Origin of the sequence: Paenibacillus sp. FSL L8-0644, from assembly GCF_038008165.1 — a bacterium.
Classification (GTDB): domain Bacteria; phylum Bacillota; class Bacilli; order Paenibacillales; family Paenibacillaceae; genus Paenibacillus; species Paenibacillus polymyxa_D.
The window spans coordinates 2,445,810-2,465,869 of sequence record NZ_JBBOYN010000001.1; the positions used below are offsets into that span (position 1 = coordinate 2,445,810).

The 20,060-nt window shown below is 47.6% G+C and carries 17 protein-coding genes and 2 pseudogenes; all 19 read left to right on the forward strand.

Annotated elements, in window-relative coordinates; translation table 11 throughout:
- Positions 1-6 precede the first annotated feature (6 nt).
- The 19 genes and pseudogenes from NSS94_RS11275 to NSS94_RS11360 all read left to right on the forward strand — a co-directional run bounded on the left by NSS94_RS11275 (position 7) and on the right by NSS94_RS11360 (position 20,029).
- Entirely contained in the window at positions 7-786 is a 780-nt protein-coding gene (locus tag NSS94_RS11275; RefSeq protein ID WP_341039296.1) for an amino acid ABC transporter permease, read from the forward strand.
- Complete coding sequence (locus tag NSS94_RS11280; protein ID WP_340885196.1) at positions 783-1,493, forward strand: amino acid ABC transporter permease; 711 nt, start codon at positions 783-785, stop codon at positions 1,491-1,493. The genes NSS94_RS11275 and NSS94_RS11280 overlap by 4 nt, the downstream gene beginning before the upstream one ends.
- Positions 1,490-2,242 carry an amino acid ABC transporter ATP-binding protein gene (locus NSS94_RS11285; RefSeq protein ID WP_341039297.1) on the forward strand — a complete coding sequence of 251 codons (753 nt, stop codon included), beginning with the start codon at positions 1,490-1,492 and terminating at the stop codon, positions 2,240-2,242. Before NSS94_RS11280 ends, NSS94_RS11285 begins: the two co-directional genes overlap by 4 nt.
- A gap of 15 nt (positions 2,243-2,257) precedes the next feature.
- Positions 2,258-3,274 (forward strand): LLM class flavin-dependent oxidoreductase, encoded by a 1,017-nt coding sequence (locus tag NSS94_RS11290; RefSeq protein WP_341039298.1) that lies wholly within the window; start codon positions 2,258-2,260, stop codon positions 3,272-3,274.
- 56 nt (positions 3,275-3,330) lie between these two features.
- Positions 3,331-4,488 carry an amidohydrolase gene (locus NSS94_RS11295; RefSeq protein WP_341039299.1) on the forward strand — a complete coding sequence of 386 codons (1,158 nt, stop codon included), beginning with the start codon at positions 3,331-3,333 and terminating at the stop codon, positions 4,486-4,488.
- A pseudogene (locus NSS94_RS26220) lies at positions 4,488-4,594 on the forward strand (dockerin); the annotation flags it as partial. The gene NSS94_RS11295 and the pseudogene NSS94_RS26220, both read left to right, overlap by 1 nt.
- 196 nt (positions 4,595-4,790) lie before the next feature.
- Positions 4,791-5,042: pseudogene (locus NSS94_RS26225) on the forward strand (discoidin domain-containing protein); the annotation flags it as partial.
- Between the two features lie 250 nt (positions 5,043-5,292).
- The gene (locus tag NSS94_RS11305; protein ID WP_341039300.1) at positions 5,293-6,228 is read left to right on the forward strand and encodes an ArsR family transcriptional regulator; all 936 of its coding nucleotides are present in this window, start codon (positions 5,293-5,295) and stop codon (positions 6,226-6,228) included.
- Positions 6,229-6,426: 198 nt separating this feature from the next.
- Positions 6,427-8,151, forward strand: a complete 1,725-nt coding sequence (locus NSS94_RS11310; protein WP_341039301.1) for an ABC transporter substrate-binding protein — start codon at positions 6,427-6,429, stop codon at positions 8,149-8,151.
- Positions 8,152-8,258: 107 nt separating this feature from the next.
- Positions 8,259-9,212, forward strand: coding sequence for an ABC transporter permease (locus NSS94_RS11315; protein WP_165147273.1), 954 nt, complete (start codon positions 8,259-8,261; stop codon positions 9,210-9,212).
- Positions 9,213-9,227: 15 nt separating this feature from the next.
- Entirely contained in the window at positions 9,228-10,154 is a 927-nt protein-coding gene (gene opp4C / locus NSS94_RS11320; RefSeq protein WP_341039302.1) for an oligopeptide ABC transporter permease, read from the forward strand.
- Between the two features lie 13 nt (positions 10,155-10,167).
- The gene (locus tag NSS94_RS11325) at positions 10,168-11,151 is read left to right on the forward strand and encodes an ABC transporter ATP-binding protein (RefSeq protein ID WP_341039303.1); all 984 of its coding nucleotides are present in this window, start codon (positions 10,168-10,170) and stop codon (positions 11,149-11,151) included.
- Positions 11,144-12,112, forward strand: a complete 969-nt coding sequence (locus NSS94_RS11330) for an ABC transporter ATP-binding protein (protein ID WP_341039304.1) — start codon at positions 11,144-11,146, stop codon at positions 12,110-12,112. Before NSS94_RS11325 ends, NSS94_RS11330 begins: the two co-directional genes overlap by 8 nt.
- Before the next feature lie 266 nt (positions 12,113-12,378).
- On the forward strand, positions 12,379-12,648 hold the full coding sequence (gene rpsN / locus NSS94_RS11335) for a 30S ribosomal protein S14 (RefSeq protein ID WP_029519131.1): 270 nt from the start codon (positions 12,379-12,381) through the stop codon (positions 12,646-12,648).
- Between the two features lie 249 nt (positions 12,649-12,897).
- On the forward strand, positions 12,898-13,890 hold the full coding sequence (locus tag NSS94_RS11340; RefSeq protein ID WP_341039305.1) for a cation diffusion facilitator family transporter: 993 nt from the start codon (positions 12,898-12,900) through the stop codon (positions 13,888-13,890).
- 208 nt (positions 13,891-14,098) lie between these two features.
- On the forward strand, positions 14,099-16,003 hold the full coding sequence (locus NSS94_RS11345) for a heparinase II/III domain-containing protein (RefSeq protein ID WP_341039306.1): 1,905 nt from the start codon (positions 14,099-14,101) through the stop codon (positions 16,001-16,003).
- Positions 16,004-16,031: 28 nt separating this feature from the next.
- Positions 16,032-17,942 carry a glycosyl hydrolase gene (locus NSS94_RS11350; protein ID WP_069010206.1) on the forward strand — a complete coding sequence of 637 codons (1,911 nt, stop codon included), beginning with the start codon at positions 16,032-16,034 and terminating at the stop codon, positions 17,940-17,942.
- Between the two features lie 56 nt (positions 17,943-17,998).
- Positions 17,999-19,135 carry a glycoside hydrolase family 88 protein gene (locus NSS94_RS11355; RefSeq protein WP_029519135.1) on the forward strand — a complete coding sequence of 379 codons (1,137 nt, stop codon included), beginning with the start codon at positions 17,999-18,001 and terminating at the stop codon, positions 19,133-19,135.
- A gap of 399 nt (positions 19,136-19,534) precedes the next feature.
- Positions 19,535-20,029 carry an RDD family protein gene (locus NSS94_RS11360; RefSeq protein ID WP_029519136.1) on the forward strand — a complete coding sequence of 165 codons (495 nt, stop codon included), beginning with the start codon at positions 19,535-19,537 and terminating at the stop codon, positions 20,027-20,029.
- The last annotated feature ends 31 nt before the right edge of the window (positions 20,030-20,060 follow it).

Genomic DNA, 20,060 nt, shown 5'->3' on the forward strand with positions numbered 1-20,060 from the left:
AGGCATATGAGCAGAGAGTTCAATATTGACTATGTTTTTAGCTTTATCCCGAAAATGCTGTCTTACTTACACATCACCTTGTTTATTGTAGCAAGCTCGCTTGTATTGGGGCTTATCATTGGTCTGTTGGTTGCGCTGCCTCGCATGTATAACATTTCATTTCTCAAACGTGTTTCTCAGGTGTATGTTTCCTTTTTTCGCGGAACACCTATTCTAATCCAATTGTTTCTGGTGTATTACGGCCTGCCAGAGCTACTAAAGCTGGTAGATATCAATTCCTCCAGATGGGATGTGCTGTGGTTTGCTGTAGCGACCTACGCACTCAATAGTGGAGCCTTTATTTCCGAAATTATCAGGTCAGGAGTAGAGGCAGTAGACCGAGGACAAATCGAGGCTGCACAGTCCGTCGGCATGTCAGGCTATCAGACCTTTACACGTATCATAATGCCGCAAGCGCTGGCTGTGGTGATTCCGGTATTTTCCAATCTGGTGATTGGCAATCTGAAGGATACCTCGCTGGCATTTACAATCGGAGCGATGGACATGACAGGGAAATCACAGACATTAGGGTCGGCTACCCAGCATTTTGTTGAAACCTACATCGCGTTATCCCTTATTTATCTGGTCATCAGTCTGATTTTACAAAAATTGTTCAGGGTGCTGGAAAATACGCTTCTCCGGCATGAGCATCGGGATGAAGTGCAGAAAGAACCCGAAAAACGAAAAAGTTTTGTGGTGCGCTACCTGAGAAGTCCTCGTCTGAGTAAAGGAGGTAAAGGCATATGAGTCTGGATTTTGGATTTATATATACTGCCTTTTTAGGGTTGTTCTCCGCGTTGCCCAACACCTTAATGATTACGGTGGTTTCTGTACTGGCAGGGTTGGTCATCGGTATAATAACGGCGCTGGCGCGAATCTATAAGGTTCCTGTGTTATCCCAGATTTCTCACGGTTACGTTACCTTTATCCGTGGCACACCGATGCTGATGCATTTGCTGCTTATTTATTTCAGTTTGCCTTTGTTAATTGATGCGGGAGCGAAGCATTTCGGCTGGCCGCTGCAATCCAAAGATGTTCCTTATATGGTATTTGCACTCATTTCGTTTTCCATTACCAGTGGCGCGTATATGTCTGAGGTCGTCCGTTCTGGAATTCAATCGGTCAACAAGGGGCAGATCGAGGCGGCTTATGCTGTCGGGATGACGACGTGGCAAGTGCTGAGACGGATTGTATTTCCGCAGGCATTCGTGGTGAGTTTGCCAAATCTGACGAATTCCGTTATTGGGATGCTTCATGGCTCTACCTTGGCTTTCACGGTTTCTGTCACAGAAATCCAGGCACAGGCTGAAATTCTGGCATCTACCAACTGGAAATATTTGGAGGTATATATCGCAGCTGCACTGCTATTTTGGGGCTTGACGGTATTGATTGAGCGAATATCTGGGTTGGTGGAGAAAAAAATCAATGTGTTTAATGGAGGTCGAGCATCATGATCCGTCTGCAAAATATTACGAAGTCGTTCGGCAAACATGAAGTGCTTAAAGGCATTGATTTGACCGTGAACAAAGGCGAGGTCGTCGTTATTTTAGGACCGAGCGGTTCAGGAAAAACGACTCTGCTACGCTGCATTAATTATCTGGAAAAGCCGAATGATGGGGAAGTCAGCATTGGCGATTTTACAGTGAACTGCAAGCGACCTGCGAAGAAGGATGTTTTGGCTCTACGCCAAAAGACGGCTATGGTTTTCCAGCAATACAATTTGTTCAAGCATAAAACAGCACTGGAAAATGTCATGGAAGGACTTGTCGTTGTCCGCAAGGTCAAGCAGGAGGAAGCGAAAAAGATCAGCATTGAAGTGCTGGAAAAGGTCGGTCTGGGTGAGAAACTGAATCATTATCCAAGTCAGCTATCCGGTGGGCAGCAGCAGCGTGTCGGCATAGCGCGTGCTTTGGCGCTGAACCCGGAAGTGATTTTATTTGACGAGCCGACTTCGGCGCTGGACCCTGAATTGGTGGGTGAGGTGCTGTCGGTGATCCGCAAGATTGCGAAGGAAGGCATTACGATGATTGTCGTTACACATGAAATGGGCTTTGCGCGCGATGTTTCAAATCATGTGGTATTTATGGATGGCGGTCATATTATCGAGGAAGGCACACCGGACGACATTTTTAACCGCCCCAAAGAGGAACGTACCCAACAATTCCTGAAACGGATTACACCGGAATATAACTATTCAATTTAGACGGGAGAGGGAGACATGAGTATTAAAATCGGAGTATTGGATCAAAGCCCTATACACGAGGGGGAAACGGCAGCGCAGGCCCTTCGTAATACGATTAAGCTAGCACAGCGTGTAGAGGAATTGGGATTTACGCGCTTCTGGGTATCAGAGCATCACGATTCCGAGCAGGTTGCGGGCTCTTCGCCAGAGGTACTCATTTCCCATCTGCTGGCACGCACTGAGCGTATTAAAGTCGGTTCTGGTGGAGTGATGCTTCAGCATTACAGCCCTTATAAAGTAGCTGAAAACTTTAATGTGCTGTCCTCTCTTGCACCGGGTCGCGTAGATTTGGGAATCGGACGCGCGCCGGGCGGGTTGCCGAAATCCACACAGGCGTTACAACGAAACGTTCATGATGCGCCTTCTCTCGAAGAAAAAATTGATGAAGTAAGTCGCTATATTCATAATATTCCGTCTGAAGAAGGACCGTTAGCCGGGTTACAGGCGATTCCGATTCCGGAAATACCAGCGGATATTTACGTTTTGGGTACAAGTACAGACAGTGCTGGAATTGCTGCGCGTTTGGGGTTGCCCTATGTTTTCTCGCAATTTATCAATAGTAATGAGCAGGTTGCATTGGAATCATTCCGTACGTATCGGGCGTCCTTCGATTATAGTTATGGACGTGAGCCGAAAGCTCTTTTTGCGCTTTCAGTCATCGTAGCGGACACTTCCGAGGAAGCTGCAGAGTTAGCAGGTGAGCACAAGCTGTACAAAATTCATCTGGCCAGTGGCAAGACGGCTACGGTGGGCACGCTGGAAAGTGCAGAAGAGTTTGGCAAGCAATCGGGTGAAGAATATACAATTGAAGCTACACAAGCGCAAATTAACAAAGGGAATAAAGACGAAATTTATGCTGTCCTGACGGAAATTCAAGCGAAGTATCAGGTCGATGAGCTGATCGTTACGACAGGAATAAGAGATATACACAAGCGCGTGCGCTCGTTCGAGTTGTTGCATGAAGCTTTTGCCGGATTGCCTGTGCAGTCCTAGAAATTGTTGGTTTGAGAGAATTGTAACTATTTTGGGTTCACGAAGGAGGAATAGGGATGAGTGGATCAACCGGGACGAAGGGGCAGGTTTTAGAGCAGAAGCTGGTGGGCATTCGCCGCCATCTGCATCGAAATCCCGAGCTATCTAACGAGGAGGTTGAAACTACAGCCTTTATCCGTGGTCTGCTGGAAGAACAGAATATAACGATTCTGGATGTGCCGCTGCGTACCGGATTAGTAGCGGAAATTGGCGGACGGCAGGAGGGACCAACTGTCGCGCTTCGTGCAGACATTGATGCGTTGCCTATTCAGGAGGAGACGGGATTGCCTTATGCTTCGGTGCATCCGGGCAAGATGCATGCTTGTGGGCATGATTTTCATACCGCGTCCTTGTTAGGAGCAGCCATACTCCTGAAGCAGCGGGAGCAGGAGCTGAAAGGCACGGTTCGGCTGGTGTTCCAGCCAGCTGAGGAAAAGGCCAAAGGCGCTGCCCAAGTGCTGGACAGCGGTGCGTTGGCAGGGGTGCAGGCCATATTTGGCCTACATAACAAGCCAGACCTGCCCGTAGGCACGGTCGGCATCAAAGAAGGTCCGCTAATGGCAGCGGCGGATGGTTTTTACATCGAGGTGGAGGGTCTGAGCACACATGCGGCAGTGCCGCATGCAGGGATTGACCCTATCGTGGTATCGTCACATATCATTACGGCGCTGCAATCCATTGTGAGTCGCAGCGTTAATCCGCTGGATAGTGCGGTCATTAGCGTCACCAAGCTGCACAGTGGCAATGCTTGGAACATCATTCCTGACCGCGCCCATTTGGACGGAACAATCCGCACATTTGACGAGAATGTTCGCGCTCAGGTGACTGAACGCTTCGAGCAGGTCGTAAAAGGTGTTGCCGATGCTTTCAGCACGAAAGCAACCATCCGCTGGATCGAGGGTCCGCCACCTGTTCTGAATGACGGTAAGTTGGCCGCTATCGCGCAAGAGGCGGCGGAAGCGGTCGGTCTGGATGTCGTTCGTCCCATACCATCCTCGGCGAGCGAAGATTTTGGGTTTTATCAGAAGAACATCCCAGGTGTATTTGTCTTTGTCGGCACTGAGGGAAGCCAGGAATGGCATCATCCTGCCTTTGATTTGGACGAACGTGCGTTGCCGGGAACAGCGAAGCTACTGGCTTCACTGGCTGAATCGGCATTGAAATCCATAGAGTAGAGCATGAGCCTAGGGGTGGTTTTCCTGTGCCAACTATTATGTGGGCCGGAAATTCTCCCAAAATAACAGAGTGGATACCTGGATGTTGCGTTATACCTGGAGCTAGGTTAAGAAGGATACCTCTCGTTTTCCTACCCGCTAAAAAATTACTAGAGTAGTGTGAAAAAGCTTATAAATAGAGCCGTTTGTTCCAAAATCAAATTCTGTGATGGAATTGATTCAGTGAATAAACGGTTTTTTCATTTTGGCCTGAGACAGGTACACAATGGGTCCAATATGATTTTGATCAAGAATATACGGTATCCCAAACGGATGTCTATTGGTTTAAAGATGGCGGTGGCATTGATGTTCCTAAGTCTTACAAGATTAAGTATTGGAATGGTCGCAGCTGGTCCAATGTCAAGCAGGCTAATGGATTGGGTGCTTCGGCAGACCAGTATAATACAACTACTTTTAGGCCTGTAAAAACAACGAAATTAAGAATTGAAATGGTATCCAAAGGTTCAGCATCCACAGGAATTTTAGAGTGGAAAGTAGCAGCTAACAAACTTTAAACATTATACTATTTGACCCAAGGTTGTCTCCTGCGATATTTGTGGGAGACAACCTTTTTGAATTCATAGCTGAAAAGTTAAAGTCTGGTGAGATCAGGCTTTTTTTGCGCTTTGATTATAGCGCTTGTTTCCTTCATATTTGTGTCTGTGTTTTGCTAAATTCTCGTACGAATGGCTCACTAAGAATGAATGGGTGTACGATAGTATGTATAATGGACATCAGATATGATAGAAAAGAGGACAGAAAGCGATGAGTCACGACGTGAATGCTCCTTACGATGTACATGTAGCATATGGACCGGTGTTTGAGCTGCTCAGCAGCTTACACACCTTTATTTGCCGCAAGGCTTACAAGAAGACCGACTTATCAGCCGGGTGGGCGGAGCAAGTGCGTGGAACGCTGTCACCAGGTTTGTCCGAATTGCTGGAGTCCATGGAAATCAATGCACATTGGAAGGTTATTTATGGACTTGTCTGTATGCTTTCTGATCAGGGGGGCGTTGAAGAGGTCGTAGACCGTTTGGAAAGCCAAACTTTACAGGAATTAAAACAACAGGCATCAGCCTATGGGATTCCGCTGCCTGACGACATGGAGAAGCTTCGCAAACTTGCTTTGCAACTGCTATCTGGCTGGGACGAAGAGTATTTTCGCCATGTGGATATAAGTATTCTAAGCGGTCTGGAACAGGAAGCTGAACGAAGAAATAAGGAGAAGGGCGTATATAGCTCTATGGAGTGGGTGGATCGTACCACTAATGGCTTCCGGTTCGAGCCTTCCGAGGGACTGACGCGCGTGTTGCTGGTGCCTCAATACCATTTTCAGCCGATAAATATTATTTATCGATTTGGGTCGCTCCTGTTATGCCATTACTCGGCAGGAATTTATGTTCAGGAGGAAGATTTTTTATCCCCACAGGAATATCGAATGATCCGAAGCTTGGGGGAGAAGAGCAGGCTTAGGATTTTAAAATATTTGTATCAAAGCCAGTCTCCACGAACCTTTATTGAGATTGTCCGTCATCTCAAGCTGTCCAAGGGAATCACGCACGACCATATTTTTAAGCTCCGGGCCTCCGGCTTCATTCATGCACATTTTGATGGAGAAACATTACTCGGATATAGCGCACGGCTTTCGGCTGTGGATGAAATGCATCGGAGCATTTTTGGCTATATGGAGCGAAATTAGGCTGCACGCACCCGTCAGACTTTAACACTTTAAACAAATAGACGTCGATCATTTGGAATCCAGATGAGTTGACGTCTTTTTTTTACATAAAAAATGTAGTTCTCCCTTTACAGAACCCCAATAAATTCCTATAATGAGGTTTATCTTCTTAATCACAACTTGTTCTATCGGAATTTAATAATTTAACTCGGGGGGATTATGTTGAAAAAGAGTATTATTTTACTTAGCAGTCTACTTCTGGCGAGCTCTATTTTGCTGGCGGCTTGCTCTAACGGTGGACCGGACAGCTCCAACAATGCTACTGCCCAAAATAATGGGGACACACAGACAGCTACTACAACGCAGCCATTAACAAGTTTGGTAAAGGCTTCTGATATGTCCAAATTGCCGGAAGTGTCCAAAAAGAGAAGCGACACGATTATTGTGGGTCTGACTGACCCAGCCGGGGTGTTTACTCCGTATTTTAACCAAAGCGGCTATGACGGCAACGTGATTTCGCAATTGTGGACTCCGCTGGTCACAGTAGACGAGAAGGGGCTTCCGCTGCCCAATCTGGCTAAGAGCTGGGATATTTCTAAAGATAATCTAACGTATACATTTCATCTGGTTCCCGGTACTAAATTCAGTGATGGCTCCCCTTTAACAGCAGAAGATGTCGCTTTTACCTGGACGTTGATCTATGACAAAGCCTATCCTGGCGACAGTCAAATCCGAAAGCTGAACATTAAAGGCGGCAACGCCTATACGGAAGGCAAGGCAAAACAAATTGCAGGAATCAAGGTGATTGATGCGCAGACCATTTCTGCGACGTTGGAAAAACCAAACGCGCTGGCTCTGCCGATTCTGGGTGAATATGTACTGTCCAAAGCTTACTATGGCAAGGATTATAAGTTCGGACAGCTGGATTATTTTAAAAATCTACATAGTACTCCTCTGGGAAATGGGGCTTATAAGCTGGAAAAATTCATTCCGGGGCAAGAAGTTCGTCTGGAGGCGAATGATTACTTTTTCAAAGGCAAACCGAAAACACAGCATTTCATTTACAAAACAGCAGAAGGCGACGCTTGGCAATTCATAGAAACAGGCGATACCGATTTTGCTCAATTCACTGCAACTCAGGAAAATATCGACAAACTGAAAGGGCTTGGCTTTTTAAACATTTTGCCGTATACCCCTAGCACTTACGGATATTTGCAAGTAAATCTAGAAAATGAAAAGCTTAAGGATAAAAAGGTTCGTCAAGCATTGACCTATGGACTAGATCGGAAAAGTATTTATGTCGACGCAGCTCAGGGAGCAGGGGCGGTCGCAAACATTCCAGCTTCCCCAATATTCTGGTCTTACACGACCGATGGAATCAATCCATACAACTACGACCCGGAGCAAGCGAAAAAGCTGCTGGATGAAGCGGGTTGGGTGGAAGGTAGTGACGGTATCCGTGAGAAAAACGGTCAGAAGCTGACCATTCACCTGCTGACCTCTAAACGTCCAGAAACAGACACCTTTATTGCGCTTGCGGCTGAAAATTACAAAGCGATTGGTGTTGACCTTCAGCCGGAAATCTTTGCAGACTTTAATGCAATGGTCGCCAAAGTAGAAGGTAAAGATTATGATCTCGCCGCCTTCTCGACAGGCATGCTGACAGATCCATCGGATGGAATCGAGCAATTCGTCAATGGAGAAGTCAAGGGATATAACAATCCAAAGGTAAAAGAGCTATATGAAAAAGGCTTGTCTACGACGAATATGGAAGAACGCAAGAAAATATATAAAGAATTATATGTGCTGCTAAACGATGAACTGCCCGTTATTTTTACCAACTATAAGAAGACGGTGTATGCCTACAATGGTCGGATGGAACATGTAAAGGTCAGTCCGTTCATTGGCTTGTCTGGTAATTTGTTCGAATGGTCCCTTAAATAAGCCACATTTGCGGGCCCCTTGTGAAGAACATCAGGTTCGGATCAAGGGGCCTCCCAAATGGGGGAAACGTAATGAGTAGCCTGACCTTGAATTGAAAGGAGCCTGTCATGAGCTCGTTTTTAACGAAAAGACTGACGTATATGGTTATTATTTTGTTGGCCGCATCGATGATGATTTTTTTCCTGTATGCCATGACACCGGGAGATTTCATTAGCGGCAATCTGAAGCTGTCGCCGGAGAGAAAAGCGGAGCTGAGGGAAATTTACGGCCTGAATAAGCCTATTCTTGAACGCTATGGAAATTGGCTAGGCAATGCGCTGCATGGCAATTTTGGCTATTCGCTTGCCCAGCAGAAGCCGGTGCTGACCTTATTTAATGAATATATCTGGAACTCGTTTTTGCTGGCCGTTATATCGACCTTCCTGACCTGGTTTATCGCGGTCATTATTGGTGTGGTTGCTGCTTATAAGCAGTATTCATGGTTTGATACTTTGGTAATGATAGTGATTTTCGCTGCCATGTCTGTGCCCTCTTTTTTTATCGGGCTGTATCTGATTAAAATCGCAGCGGTTGACCTGAAGTGGTTGCCACCCGGTGGCATGCTCAATACGGGCAGTAACGCTACAGGTATGGAGTATGTGAAGGAGGTTCTCCAGCATATGACCTTGCCAGTGATCGTTATGACGCTGCTGGGACTGGGTTCGCTGACCCGCTACTTCCGTAGCAATATGATCGACGTGATCCAGCAGGATTATATACGCACAGCCCGTGCAAAGGGCTTAAAGGAAAGAAAGGTACTTTTTACGCACGCATTGAGAAATGCATTACTGCCTGCCATTACGCTCGTTGGCTTCGAATTACCTGCGCTGTTTGGCGGGTCCCTGATTATTGAAAAGATTTTTAATTGGCCGGGAATCGGTCAGTTGTACATGCAATCCTTTTCGCTCCGGGATTATCCGCTACTTATGGGCTTTACGATGCTAATTGCCATATTGAGCGTTATCGGGACACTGTTGTCCGATATTTTATATCGCATCGCGGACCCGCGTGTGAAAGTGTAAGAAGGGGGCTAAGGAATGTCATCCGTGAGCAGTAATTTGAGCAAGAGCAACGGCAGACTGCAATCAACTGTTAAATCTTCAATGTGGCAGCAAGCGCTCCGGCAGCTGTTCAGAAACAAGCTTGCTATGGCTGGTCTGCTCGTCGTGGTATTTATGTTTTTGCTCTGTTTTATCGGCCCGTTATTTTCTCCTTATTCCGATAATAAAACAAATATATTAATGATGAACAAGGCGCCAAATATCCATCACTGGTTAGGAACAGACAAGCTGGGACGGGATGTGCTGACACGTGTGATGCAGGCAGGTCAAATTTCTCTTACCGTGGGTTTGGCTTCCATGGTATTGTCAGTCTTTTTGGGGGCTACGCTGGGGGTCATATCCGCATATTTTCGCGGGATTGCAGATCAGATTATTATGCGCGTTGCTGATTTGCTGCTGACAATTCCCAGTTTGCCCCTGCTATTTATTATGGGCGCGCTGCTATCTGACTGGAAGGTTCAACCCGATCAACGGATGTATATTGTCATGCTGATGCTTAGTCTGGTCAACTGGCCGGGGATTGCACGGATGGTGAGGGGCCAGATGCTTAGTTTGCGGGAACGTGAATTTATGCAAGCCGCGACGGTACTGGGACTCTCGAATCGTCGAAAGCTGTTCAAGCATCTGCTGCCGAATATTTTACCGTTATTGATCGTTATCGCTACATTGAATATTGGCGGAGCTATCTTGAGTGAATCTGTACTCAGCTTCTTTGGTCTTGGCGTGCTACCCACGACACCAACTTGGGGCAATATGATTGATGCCGCTAACAATGTGCTGGATTTTCAGCAACGACCGTGGTTGTGGATACCGCCAGGACTGTCTATTTTTGCTACAGTCATCGCTATTAATATTTTTGGTGACGGGCTGCGGGATGTACTTGACCCGAAACATAAGAGGTAGGTGATCATACACCATGGACAATTTACTTTCCATTGAACATTTAAGCACTCATTTTTATACAGAAGAAGGAACGGTTAAAGCGGTGGATGATATCAGCTTCCGTGTGAAGCCGGGGGAAACGGTATGCATTGTCGGTGAATCGGGCTGCGGCAAAAGTATTACCGCGATGTCGATCATGGGTCTCATCCAGAGTCCTGGTGGTAAGGTGACAGGCGGAAGCATCCGTTTTGAGGAAACCGATCTGCTAGGGCTTAGCAGAAATGAGATGCGCACGATTCGTGGGCATGAAATATCCATGATCTTTCAGGAGCCGATGTCTTCATTGAATCCAGTCATGACCATTGGTGAACAGCTATCCGAACCACTGATTGAGCATTTGAAAATGGGCCGTAAGGAAGCTCGTAAGCGAGCACTGGAGCTGATCGAACAGGTCGGTATATCCCGGCCGGAGCAGATTTTAAAAAGCTATCCGCATGAGCTGAGCGGGGGGATGCTGCAGCGCATTATGATTGCCATTGCTGTTTCTTGCAGTCCCAAGCTGCTTATCGCGGATGAGCCAACCACAGCGCTGGATGTAACGATTCAGGCGCAAATTCTCGACATGCTGCGTAAATTTAAAGCCCAATCCAATATGTCGCTCATGCTAATCACCCATGATCTGGGTGTTGTCGCCGAAATGGCTGATTACGTCATAGTAATGTATGCAGGCAAGATCGTCGAGGAAGGCGAAGTGGTACAGCTGTTCAATCATCCCAAGCATCCTTATACACAGGGGTTACTAAAGTCCAAACCGGTGCTTAATCAGCGCCAAGAGGAACTGTATTCCATCCCCGGGCAGGTACCTAATCCGCTGGAGCTGACGACTTCCTGTTATTTTCACGACCGCTGTGGGTATTGCATGGACATTTGCCGTATAAAAGAGCCTACATTAAAAGAAGTTTCAGCTCAGCAGAAAGCATCCTGCTGGCTATATGAGGAGGCGGTTGTTCATGGCTGAGCCATTGTTGGAAATAGACCGCTTAAAAACATACTTTCCCGTGAAGTCCGGGTTTATGAACCGTACTTCAGGACATGTGCGGGCGGTAGACGATATCAGCTTTACAATCCGTCAGGGTGAAACCTTCGGGTTGGTAGGGGAATCGGGGAGCGGTAAAAGCACGGTGGGCCGCACGATTGTTAGATTGACGGATAAAACGGACGGTACCGTAAAATACAAAGGGGTGGATCTGCACAGCTTGTCTGCCAAAGCGATGCAGGAGCTTCGTCCTAAAATTCAGCTGATCTTTCAAGACCCGTATAGCTCGCTGAATCCCCGTGTACGGATTGGTGATGCCATTGGTGAGGCGCTACTGGATCACGGTATAGCTACCAAAGAGGAGGTCCGGCAGATTGTGCTGGACGTGCTCAAGCTATGTGGATTGTCCGAATATCATATCGACCGTTTCTCCCATGAATTTTCAGGAGGTCAACGTCAACGGATCGGCATTGCCCGAGCGTTGGCGCTTCAGCCGGATCTAATTATCGCTGATGAGCCGGTATCAGCGCTGGATGTGTCCATACAGGCGCAGATTATTAACCTATTCGCCAAATTGCAGGCCGAACGGGGTCTGACATACTTGTTCATCTCGCATGATTTGAGCGTGGTGGAACATTTGTGTTCCCGTATTGGCGTAATGTATCTAGGCTCCATGGTCGAAACGGCTTCGCGTGACGAGCTATTCGGGAATCCGTTGCATCCGTATACGAAGGCGTTGCTGTCGGCTGTGCCTATTCCGGTGCCGAAGTTGAAAAGAGAACGCATTTTGCTCAAGGGGGATATTCCAAGTCCGGTGAATCCACCTTCGGGCTGCAAGTTTCATACTCGCTGCCCCTTTGCTATCGGGCGTTGTTCTAAAGAGATTCCACTCTATCGTGAGGCACGTCCAGATCACTGGGTAGCTTGCCATTTGGCTGAATAAACGGAGCTCAGTCAGCAAATTTTAAAGCCGTTGAAACGGCAGACCGTTCACAAGAGTGAAGAGGTCTACTGTTTCAACGGCTTTTTAATGTTGTTGTGATTCAAACCGCTTGGGTTGACAACACGCTTGGAGCAGCGTTATATTAAATAGTAATCGTAATTATTACTATTTATGGTGTGAAATCATGTTCATATCCGTGTTCATCAATCTCGCGGTAGTGATGGTGAACCTTCATGATTGGCATATAACACAAGGAGGAGCTTTACATGGCCAAGAAGTCAAAAGTCGTAAAAGAGAAGAAACGCCAGGAAATTGTAGCTAAATATGCGGATCTGAGACGTGAATTGAAAGCAAAAGGGGACTACGAAGCTTTGCAAAAGCTTCCGCGTGACTCATCTCCAACACGCCTGAAAAGCCGTTGTGAGCTGACAGGAAGACCCAGAGGATACTTGCGCAAATTCAAGCTGTCTCGTATCGCGTTCCGCGAGTTGGCACATCAAGGCCAAATTCCAGGCATTACGAAATCAAGCTGGTAAACAGGCACTTATGTCGATCGCCAGCGCATGTAGATTATCTGTGTTGTTAACTTGAGGGTATGTCTGATAGAAGGCTGTAACGGGAATGCTTCATGTCGTAGGGTGACATGGGGCATTCCTTTTCCATGGAAAATATTATCGTTTGTATTGATTCTCCTCAGATGGTTAGGTAGAATATGGACGGGTTAAAAATAATACATAACAAACGATGATATAACAGATTATGTATACCTCAGGAGGAGCTACAAGATGGAAGTGAAACAGAAAGAGGACTCCTTTTGGAGTATGGTCAAAAAAGGAAACAAATCTTCGGGCTCGGCGGCGTTAGGTAATACCGGCATTGCCTTGATTAAGGGGATTGCTTTTGCCTTGACAGGTAGTGGTTCTATGTTTGCTACGATGATGCATTCCATTGCGGATGCAGTGAATCAAATGTTTGTGTTCGCGGGCAGTGTACTAGCAGAGAAAAAACCGACAAAACGCTTTCCTACCGGCTTTGGACGGGTGATTAACCTGTTCTGTATGGTTGCTGTTATTGTCGTAACGATCATGGCCTATGAAACCGCATTGGAAGGCATTCATTTGCTTCAGCATCCGGCTGAATCTACACATGGATTTTGGATTAATGTAGTGGTGCTGATTTTGTCACTAGTGGTGGACGGATTTGTATGGAGCAAAGCGATGAAAGAAGTGCTGCATGAATCCAGAGTAGAAGCGAAGGGGCTAAGCATTTTCACCACTGCGTTCCGTCATGTGGGGCGTGCTGCACCGCCAACCCGTCTGGTGTTTTATGAAGATTTGGTAGCAACAACGGGGGGAGTACTCGCTCTGCTAGCAGTGGTGGTCACATCGCTGACTGATTTTAAACTGTTGGACGGTATTTCGAGTATTCTCATTGGATGTTTGATGGTCGGTGTTGCTTTCCGGGTCGGTTATGACAACATGGTGGGCTTGATTGGTGTATCTGCACCTCCTGATATCGAAGAACGTGTGGCTTCCATTATTTTGGCAGATACACATGTGACCGATATTTCTCAAATGCGTATTTTGCAGGAGGGACGTTACTATCACGTGGAAGGGTTGATTGAGCTTACACCGGGCATGACGCTGGCAGATGCTGACGATATTAAATTTAGAGTCGAGGACGCTTTGCTACGTGATCCTAATATCTCAGATGCAGCACTGGGTATTCTGGAGGATGACGGAATTAAAAACTGGAAACCAGAAAAGCCAAAGGTCTAGAAACGATAAATCCAGGCCAATCTGGACTCAGTCTGGCAAAAGAGTAGAACAAGAACTTCCATGACTACAGCAACGTGGCGTGGAGGTTCTTTTGTGTTTTGCGGTATTGTTTTTCTACCCCTTTGAATTTAGGATGATTGTTAGATACAATGAAAGCGTTAACAAAAAAGAGGGTGAAACGAATGCTTCTCATGGGGAGGAAAGGCAAATGAGTCTTCTGAGGGAGGCTTGGCCTGCTTCGCGGCTCGTTAAGGCGCTGGCTGGTACTATGCAGGATTCAGCAAGGCAACGGTTAAGGAGTAATTGGACAAAAAGGCTGCGGACGACTGTCTCTGAGCCGATATACGCCGAGTTTTGGAAGGATATTGAGCGTGCCTGTAAAGATAATCGGGAAACATCATGGCCTGAACTGCCGTTGTCTCTGTTTCGGGAATTTGCGAATACAGGGGAGCGCAAACCGTATGAGGATGTATACTTTGGACGGCGTGGACGACTGGTTGCTATAGTGCTGGAAGCGGTTGTCAAGCCGGAGCCTCGAAAGATAAAAGCGATGGAAAGCGGTCTGCTGGACATATGCAGCGAGTACACCTGGGCGCTTCCTGCACATGTCAACGAAGAGGACACAGCAATACCGCCTTGGCAGCAGGTGGATTTATTCACGTCCGAAACAGCCCAAATGCTGGTTGAAATTTTATTGCTGCTAGGAGAACAACTGGCTAGCCATGTGGTCGCTCAGGTGCACGAAGAGATCGAACGTCGTGTACTGGAACCCGTTTTTTGGCAGCCTCGTCATTTTGGATGGGAAACCGCAGATCATAACTGGTCGGCAGTATGTGCTTCCGGTTGCGGAATTGCAGCACTGCTGCTAGTAGAAGACGACTTTTCCAGAGCGGTAGCCATCGAGAGTATGCTGGGCGCACTGGATTGTTTTTTGGCAGGCTACAGTGAGGACGGGGGATGCCCCGAAGGCGTAGGATACTGGGTGTACGGCTTTGGTTATTTCATTTATTTTGCCGATATGCTGCGTGAGTTTACCGAAGGAGCAGTGGATATTCTGAACTCGGAAAAGATTAGGCAAATCGCAGCCTTTGCAGAGCGGGTTCATCTGTCGGATGGCATTTTTGCTAATTATTCGGACAGTAGTGAAACGGAACGTTTGCCTTCCGGACTCATCTCTCATTTGAATTCATTGCAAGAACGACCATCTACACTCCCTTTCTGCGTACCTGGTCTGTTGGAAGACCCCTGTCGCCGCTGGGCTCATGTATTGCGTAATCTGGTCTGGACGAATCCTTTGGCATTTGGGAGCGGTGAGACCGTTGCCAATTATTTGCCGCAACTTGGTTGGCTGATGTGCCGCAGCCGCAGTTCCAGCCATAGTGGATATGGAAGCCAAAAGGGTGAATCAGGTATCATGCTTGCATTTTCAGCGAAGGCTGGGCATAACAATGAACCGCACAATCATAACGATCTTGGACACTTCATCCTTCATGGTGGTGGCGAAAATCTATTGTGTGATCTGGGAGCAGGCTTATACACGAAGGCCTATTTTTCACCGGGAAGAGAGTCGATTATCAATATCTCCTCCGGAGGTCACTCCGTGCCTGTCATCAATGGGACTATGCAGCAATCGGGCGCAAAGGCAAAGGCGGTTGTACTGGATATTGCTTTGGATGAGCAGGAGGAGGTACAGCCAGGCACAAGACTTAAGCTTGATTTGACATCTGCTTATCCCGTAGAAGAATTGGCAGTCTTCACCCGCTCCTTCACATGGACTGTGCTGGAGGGAAGCAAGGGAGCAAGGCTTACCGTCACAGATCATTTTGAGTTTGAAACGTCTGGCGTTAGCATGAAGTCATGGGATGTGGAGGAGCTTTTCATCAGCCGCATTCAGCCTAATCTGGGAGCAAACTTCGTGGAATGGAAGGGAACGAGCGCGGTCGTCAGGCTAGATTATGATGCCAGCGTGCTGCGGGCGGGGGTGGAGGCTGTGAAGCACATAGATCATGACGGAGTTCCCTTTGTGTTTTATAAAACATCGCTGCAGCTGGGCTCCAATCACTGGAACGGTTCTGCAAGCGTAGATTGCAATCTGTTTTTTACCATACATTAATTTTCATTTTGAATGGGAGGCAGACAGGATGAATAAGCTGCAGACAGGCAGCGCGTACCCTTGGCAGACGGAACTGGAGAGATTTATAGAACAGGTGGAAAGCGCACCGAACCAAGTGAATGACGGATGGACTCACCAACATAAGCTGGCCGTGCTGGAAAAGCTGGTTCGCGCATATGCCCTGCATCAGGATGAATCTGGAGCTATCATTGACCTCCATTCTGAAAGTGAACGGTACTACTCCACCCCGTCCTATGCGTTCGCTGCGGCGGTATTGGTCAAAGAAGGCCGGCATGATTTACTGGAATCTGCTGCTGCGGCCTTGACGCATAGCATAGCTTGTGTAGTGGAGGAAAAAGCGCCCGATCACCACCCAGACTTTTTTCCAATTATGATGATGGGAGCGTATCGGCTCCTTAAAAATTTGCTGCCAGAACAAGCCACGGCATGGAAGCAACAACTGAGCAGAATTCAGCCGGAGCAGACCTACATTTTTACGATGAGCAAAATGAAAAACCCGAACCGGATGATCAACTGGAATGCAATTATGATTTCCGGCGAGTTTTTGCGTGCAGCGGAAGGAATTGCAGCCGATTCGGAATGGATGGAGAAGTATATCCGAAGCTACCATTTGCCTCGTTTTACCGGTTTGGGCCTGTATCAGGATGGACCGCTGGATCGGCCCAATAGCCCATTTGCCTACGATATCGTTACACGCTTCCATCTGGGCGTGATGCTGGAGAATGGATATGATGGCAGCTGCGCACTCGAACTGCGTGACCACCTTCGCAGGGGGGCGCTCAGCACATTACTGGCGCTATCCCCGCACGGGGAAATTCCGCCGCGTGGAAGAAGCGCGCAGCATCAGTGGAACGAAGCGGCTGCTGCCTTTGTCTTTACAACACATGCTCAGCAGGCTATTACGGCAGGAGAGCATGGGCTTGCAGGTGCGTTCCGACGGGCAGCAGATCTATGCTGGCAAGCAATTAGCCGTTGGCAGACCGATGACGGCAAGCTGCATATCGTCCGCAACCATTATTCGTCCGAGGCACGGCATGGCTTTGAGGTGTATTCAAATCATACCTGCTACAGTCTGTGGACGGCGGCTGTGCTGGCCCACACCCTTCTATATGGGGAGGAGATGGATCGCATTTCTCCAACCTTCATCCCGGCGGAAATCGGCAGCCGGGTGTTGGCAACGGATGGCTGGTTCCAGACTGTCATTGCAGCCGTAGAGGGGCAGCAAATGCTTGTGCAAACATCGGTCAACGACCCGTATAATGTTCCGGGCATCGTGCGTATTCAGCAGTCTGCGCTGCCGTCGCTGATCGGTCCGTCCTCAGCAGGTCATGCAGACCGCGGCTTTACAGGCTTCGCGGAGGGAGATATTTTCCCGCTGAGCTATACCCCGGCCTGGCAAACGGAGGACGGAAAGTGGCACAGCTTGTCGGAAGGCATTCCCGGTACGTTGGAGTTCGACCGGGATGGAGGGATTGACCCGCAGGATGGCGGAGGAACCGTACAGCTGGAACAAAGCTCAGCGTCTGACGGAGCAACGGATTTCACTCTCTTGTGGGAAGGTCCATTCCCGGGAGTGAGGGAAATCCGAACGCATTATCGTCAGGTACCTGGCAAAATTGAAGTGGCGTATGAGATTCAAGGCAATATTCAGAATGTAGGGGCACTTATTCCCTTAATGGCGTATGACGGTCGGGAGCGCAGCGTAATTCATCATGTCATGTCAGCCGGGAAAGAAACGGAAAGCATTCGAGTAGAATACGCAGGCGCAAGCCTCGAAGTTATCCCGACGACGGAAGGAACGAACGTGGTATGGCCGGAAGAATTAGCTTCAGTAGCCTGTCGGAATGGTTTACTTAAGGGAGCGCGTCTGGAATATGAAGGCAACCGCATTTCCTTTATCATTCGGTTACCTGAATAGTTAGAGCTGGAGCCATGAATATGGTTTAACATGTGGAAAAAGGAGAGGGAAAAGAAATGACGAAAGCAGAAGCGTGGCTGGAGCAATCGTGGGAGCTGGCTTTGGATAAGACCCTTGCCTTAGCGGCAAGACTGGGGGACGCTTTTCCACATGTTGCTGAGGGTGGACGTTATGATAATCGTGAAGAAGCGTGGTGGACAGCAGGCTTTTATCCGGGGCTACTGTGGCTGACCAATCGGGCGCGTCCTGACAGTGTGGCTGCCGGGATTGCACAGCGGTGCGAGGGTCGTTTGGAAAAAATACTCTATAATAGCGAAGCTGTAGACCATGATCTTGGCTTTATTTGGCTGCTCAGCGGTGTAGCCGCCCATCGGCTGACCGGAGATTCAGAGTCCAGAAGACGCGGGGTGTTGGCTGCCAATCTGCTGGCTGCCCGTTTTAACGTGAATGGCCGTTTTATTCGCGCATGGAACTTCCCCTCGAAGGACATGGATACACGGGGCGTTGCGATTATAGATAGTATGATGAATCTACCCTTGCTTTATTGGGCTTCGGAGGAAAGCGGAGATCCGCGTTTTGCCGCTCTCGCTGTGCAGCATGCAGATACCATAGCACGTGAATTTGTCCGCTCGGACGGTTCTATCGCACATGTGGTCGAATTCGATCCGGAGATTGGAAAAAAGGTCGCCGAGCATGGTGGACAGGGATTTGCTCCCGGTTCTGCCTGGGCACGTGGCACGGCTTGGGCATTGTATGGTTTTACGCTTTCGTATGGGTACACGCGCGATTCGCGTTATTTGAAGGTGGCCGAGAACACGGCTGATTTTTTCCTGTCCCAACTGGGCGATGCTTGCCTGCCTGTGTGGGATTTTAGAGCAGAAGAAGAGCACCGAGGGGCATGGGATTCATCGGCTGCGGCGATTGCAGCCAGTGGTTTGCTAGAGCTGGCAAAATATTCGACACGTGCGGAGCATTTTACAGAAGCTGCAGAATCTATACTCAAGGGCTTGCATCATACGTGTACGGCGTGGGGCGAGGAGCATGAGGGATTGCTGATGAATGGGACTGTACATTATCCTGAGCAAAAATACATCAACGTTCCCATTATCTATGGCGATTATTTCTTTGTCGAGGCATTGGCAAAGCTGCGCGGTGAAGAAGGTTTGTTTAGTGTTGAATGCAAAAAAATATAGTGAGTAAGATGGTCGGGAACAAGCTCATTCGAGCTGAGCTGTTGCTTGTCAAATCCACAGAGTAATAGTGAGGCAGCGTGTATGTAATCTCATTTACATATGCGCTGTTTTTTTATGCACAAAAAAAGACTTTATTTAATTCGATGCCAAAGTACTACTTATAGAGGGGGAAGAGATTGTAGCTGCGCTTATTTTGTACCCAATCAAAGAAAAATCATTGTATATAAAGCTCTTAATTCCTATAAAATTTTCATTTTGATGCATGGAAATAGGTCCTTTTACTTGTTTAAGAGTATTTATTCGTAAATTGACAATATAGGTAGGTAACCGTATGATATCATCTTGTGTAAAGGAATAAACTGGATTTTAAATATCGTTTCAAAAGGAGTTATACATATCATGACAGGAACAAGTGATACTGAAAGACGGATGTACGGAGGATTCTGGATAAGAACAGCCGCGTTTTTGATTGATTTGATCATCCTTACTGGCATAGTCCTTTTAGTAGGGGGAGCAATTAACATTATCCCAGATCTTCTGGGTATAAAGGAGACGGGTTTCATACAAGTGCTGCTTATGGTTTGGCCGCTGATCTTATGGCTCGTAGTACCATGGCTTTACTGTGTGTTATGGGAATCATCGAAGGTAAGAGCAACACCGGGTAAGCTTGTGTTCTCTTTAATTGTTGTAGACAAGGAAGGAAAGCGTCTTGGATTCTTGCATGCCTCAGGACGTTATTGGATTAAAGCCGTTTCTTTTGTGATTTTACGTCTTATATATATTGTGGTCGCTTTTACTGCGAAGAAACAGGGAGTCCACGATCTTTGTACCAATACCTTTGTTGTACATAAAAAAGAGTTGCAGCGATACAATCAGCAATCGTCTTTTCTGTAAGTACGGAGGAGATCACCGATTATTAAGGAAA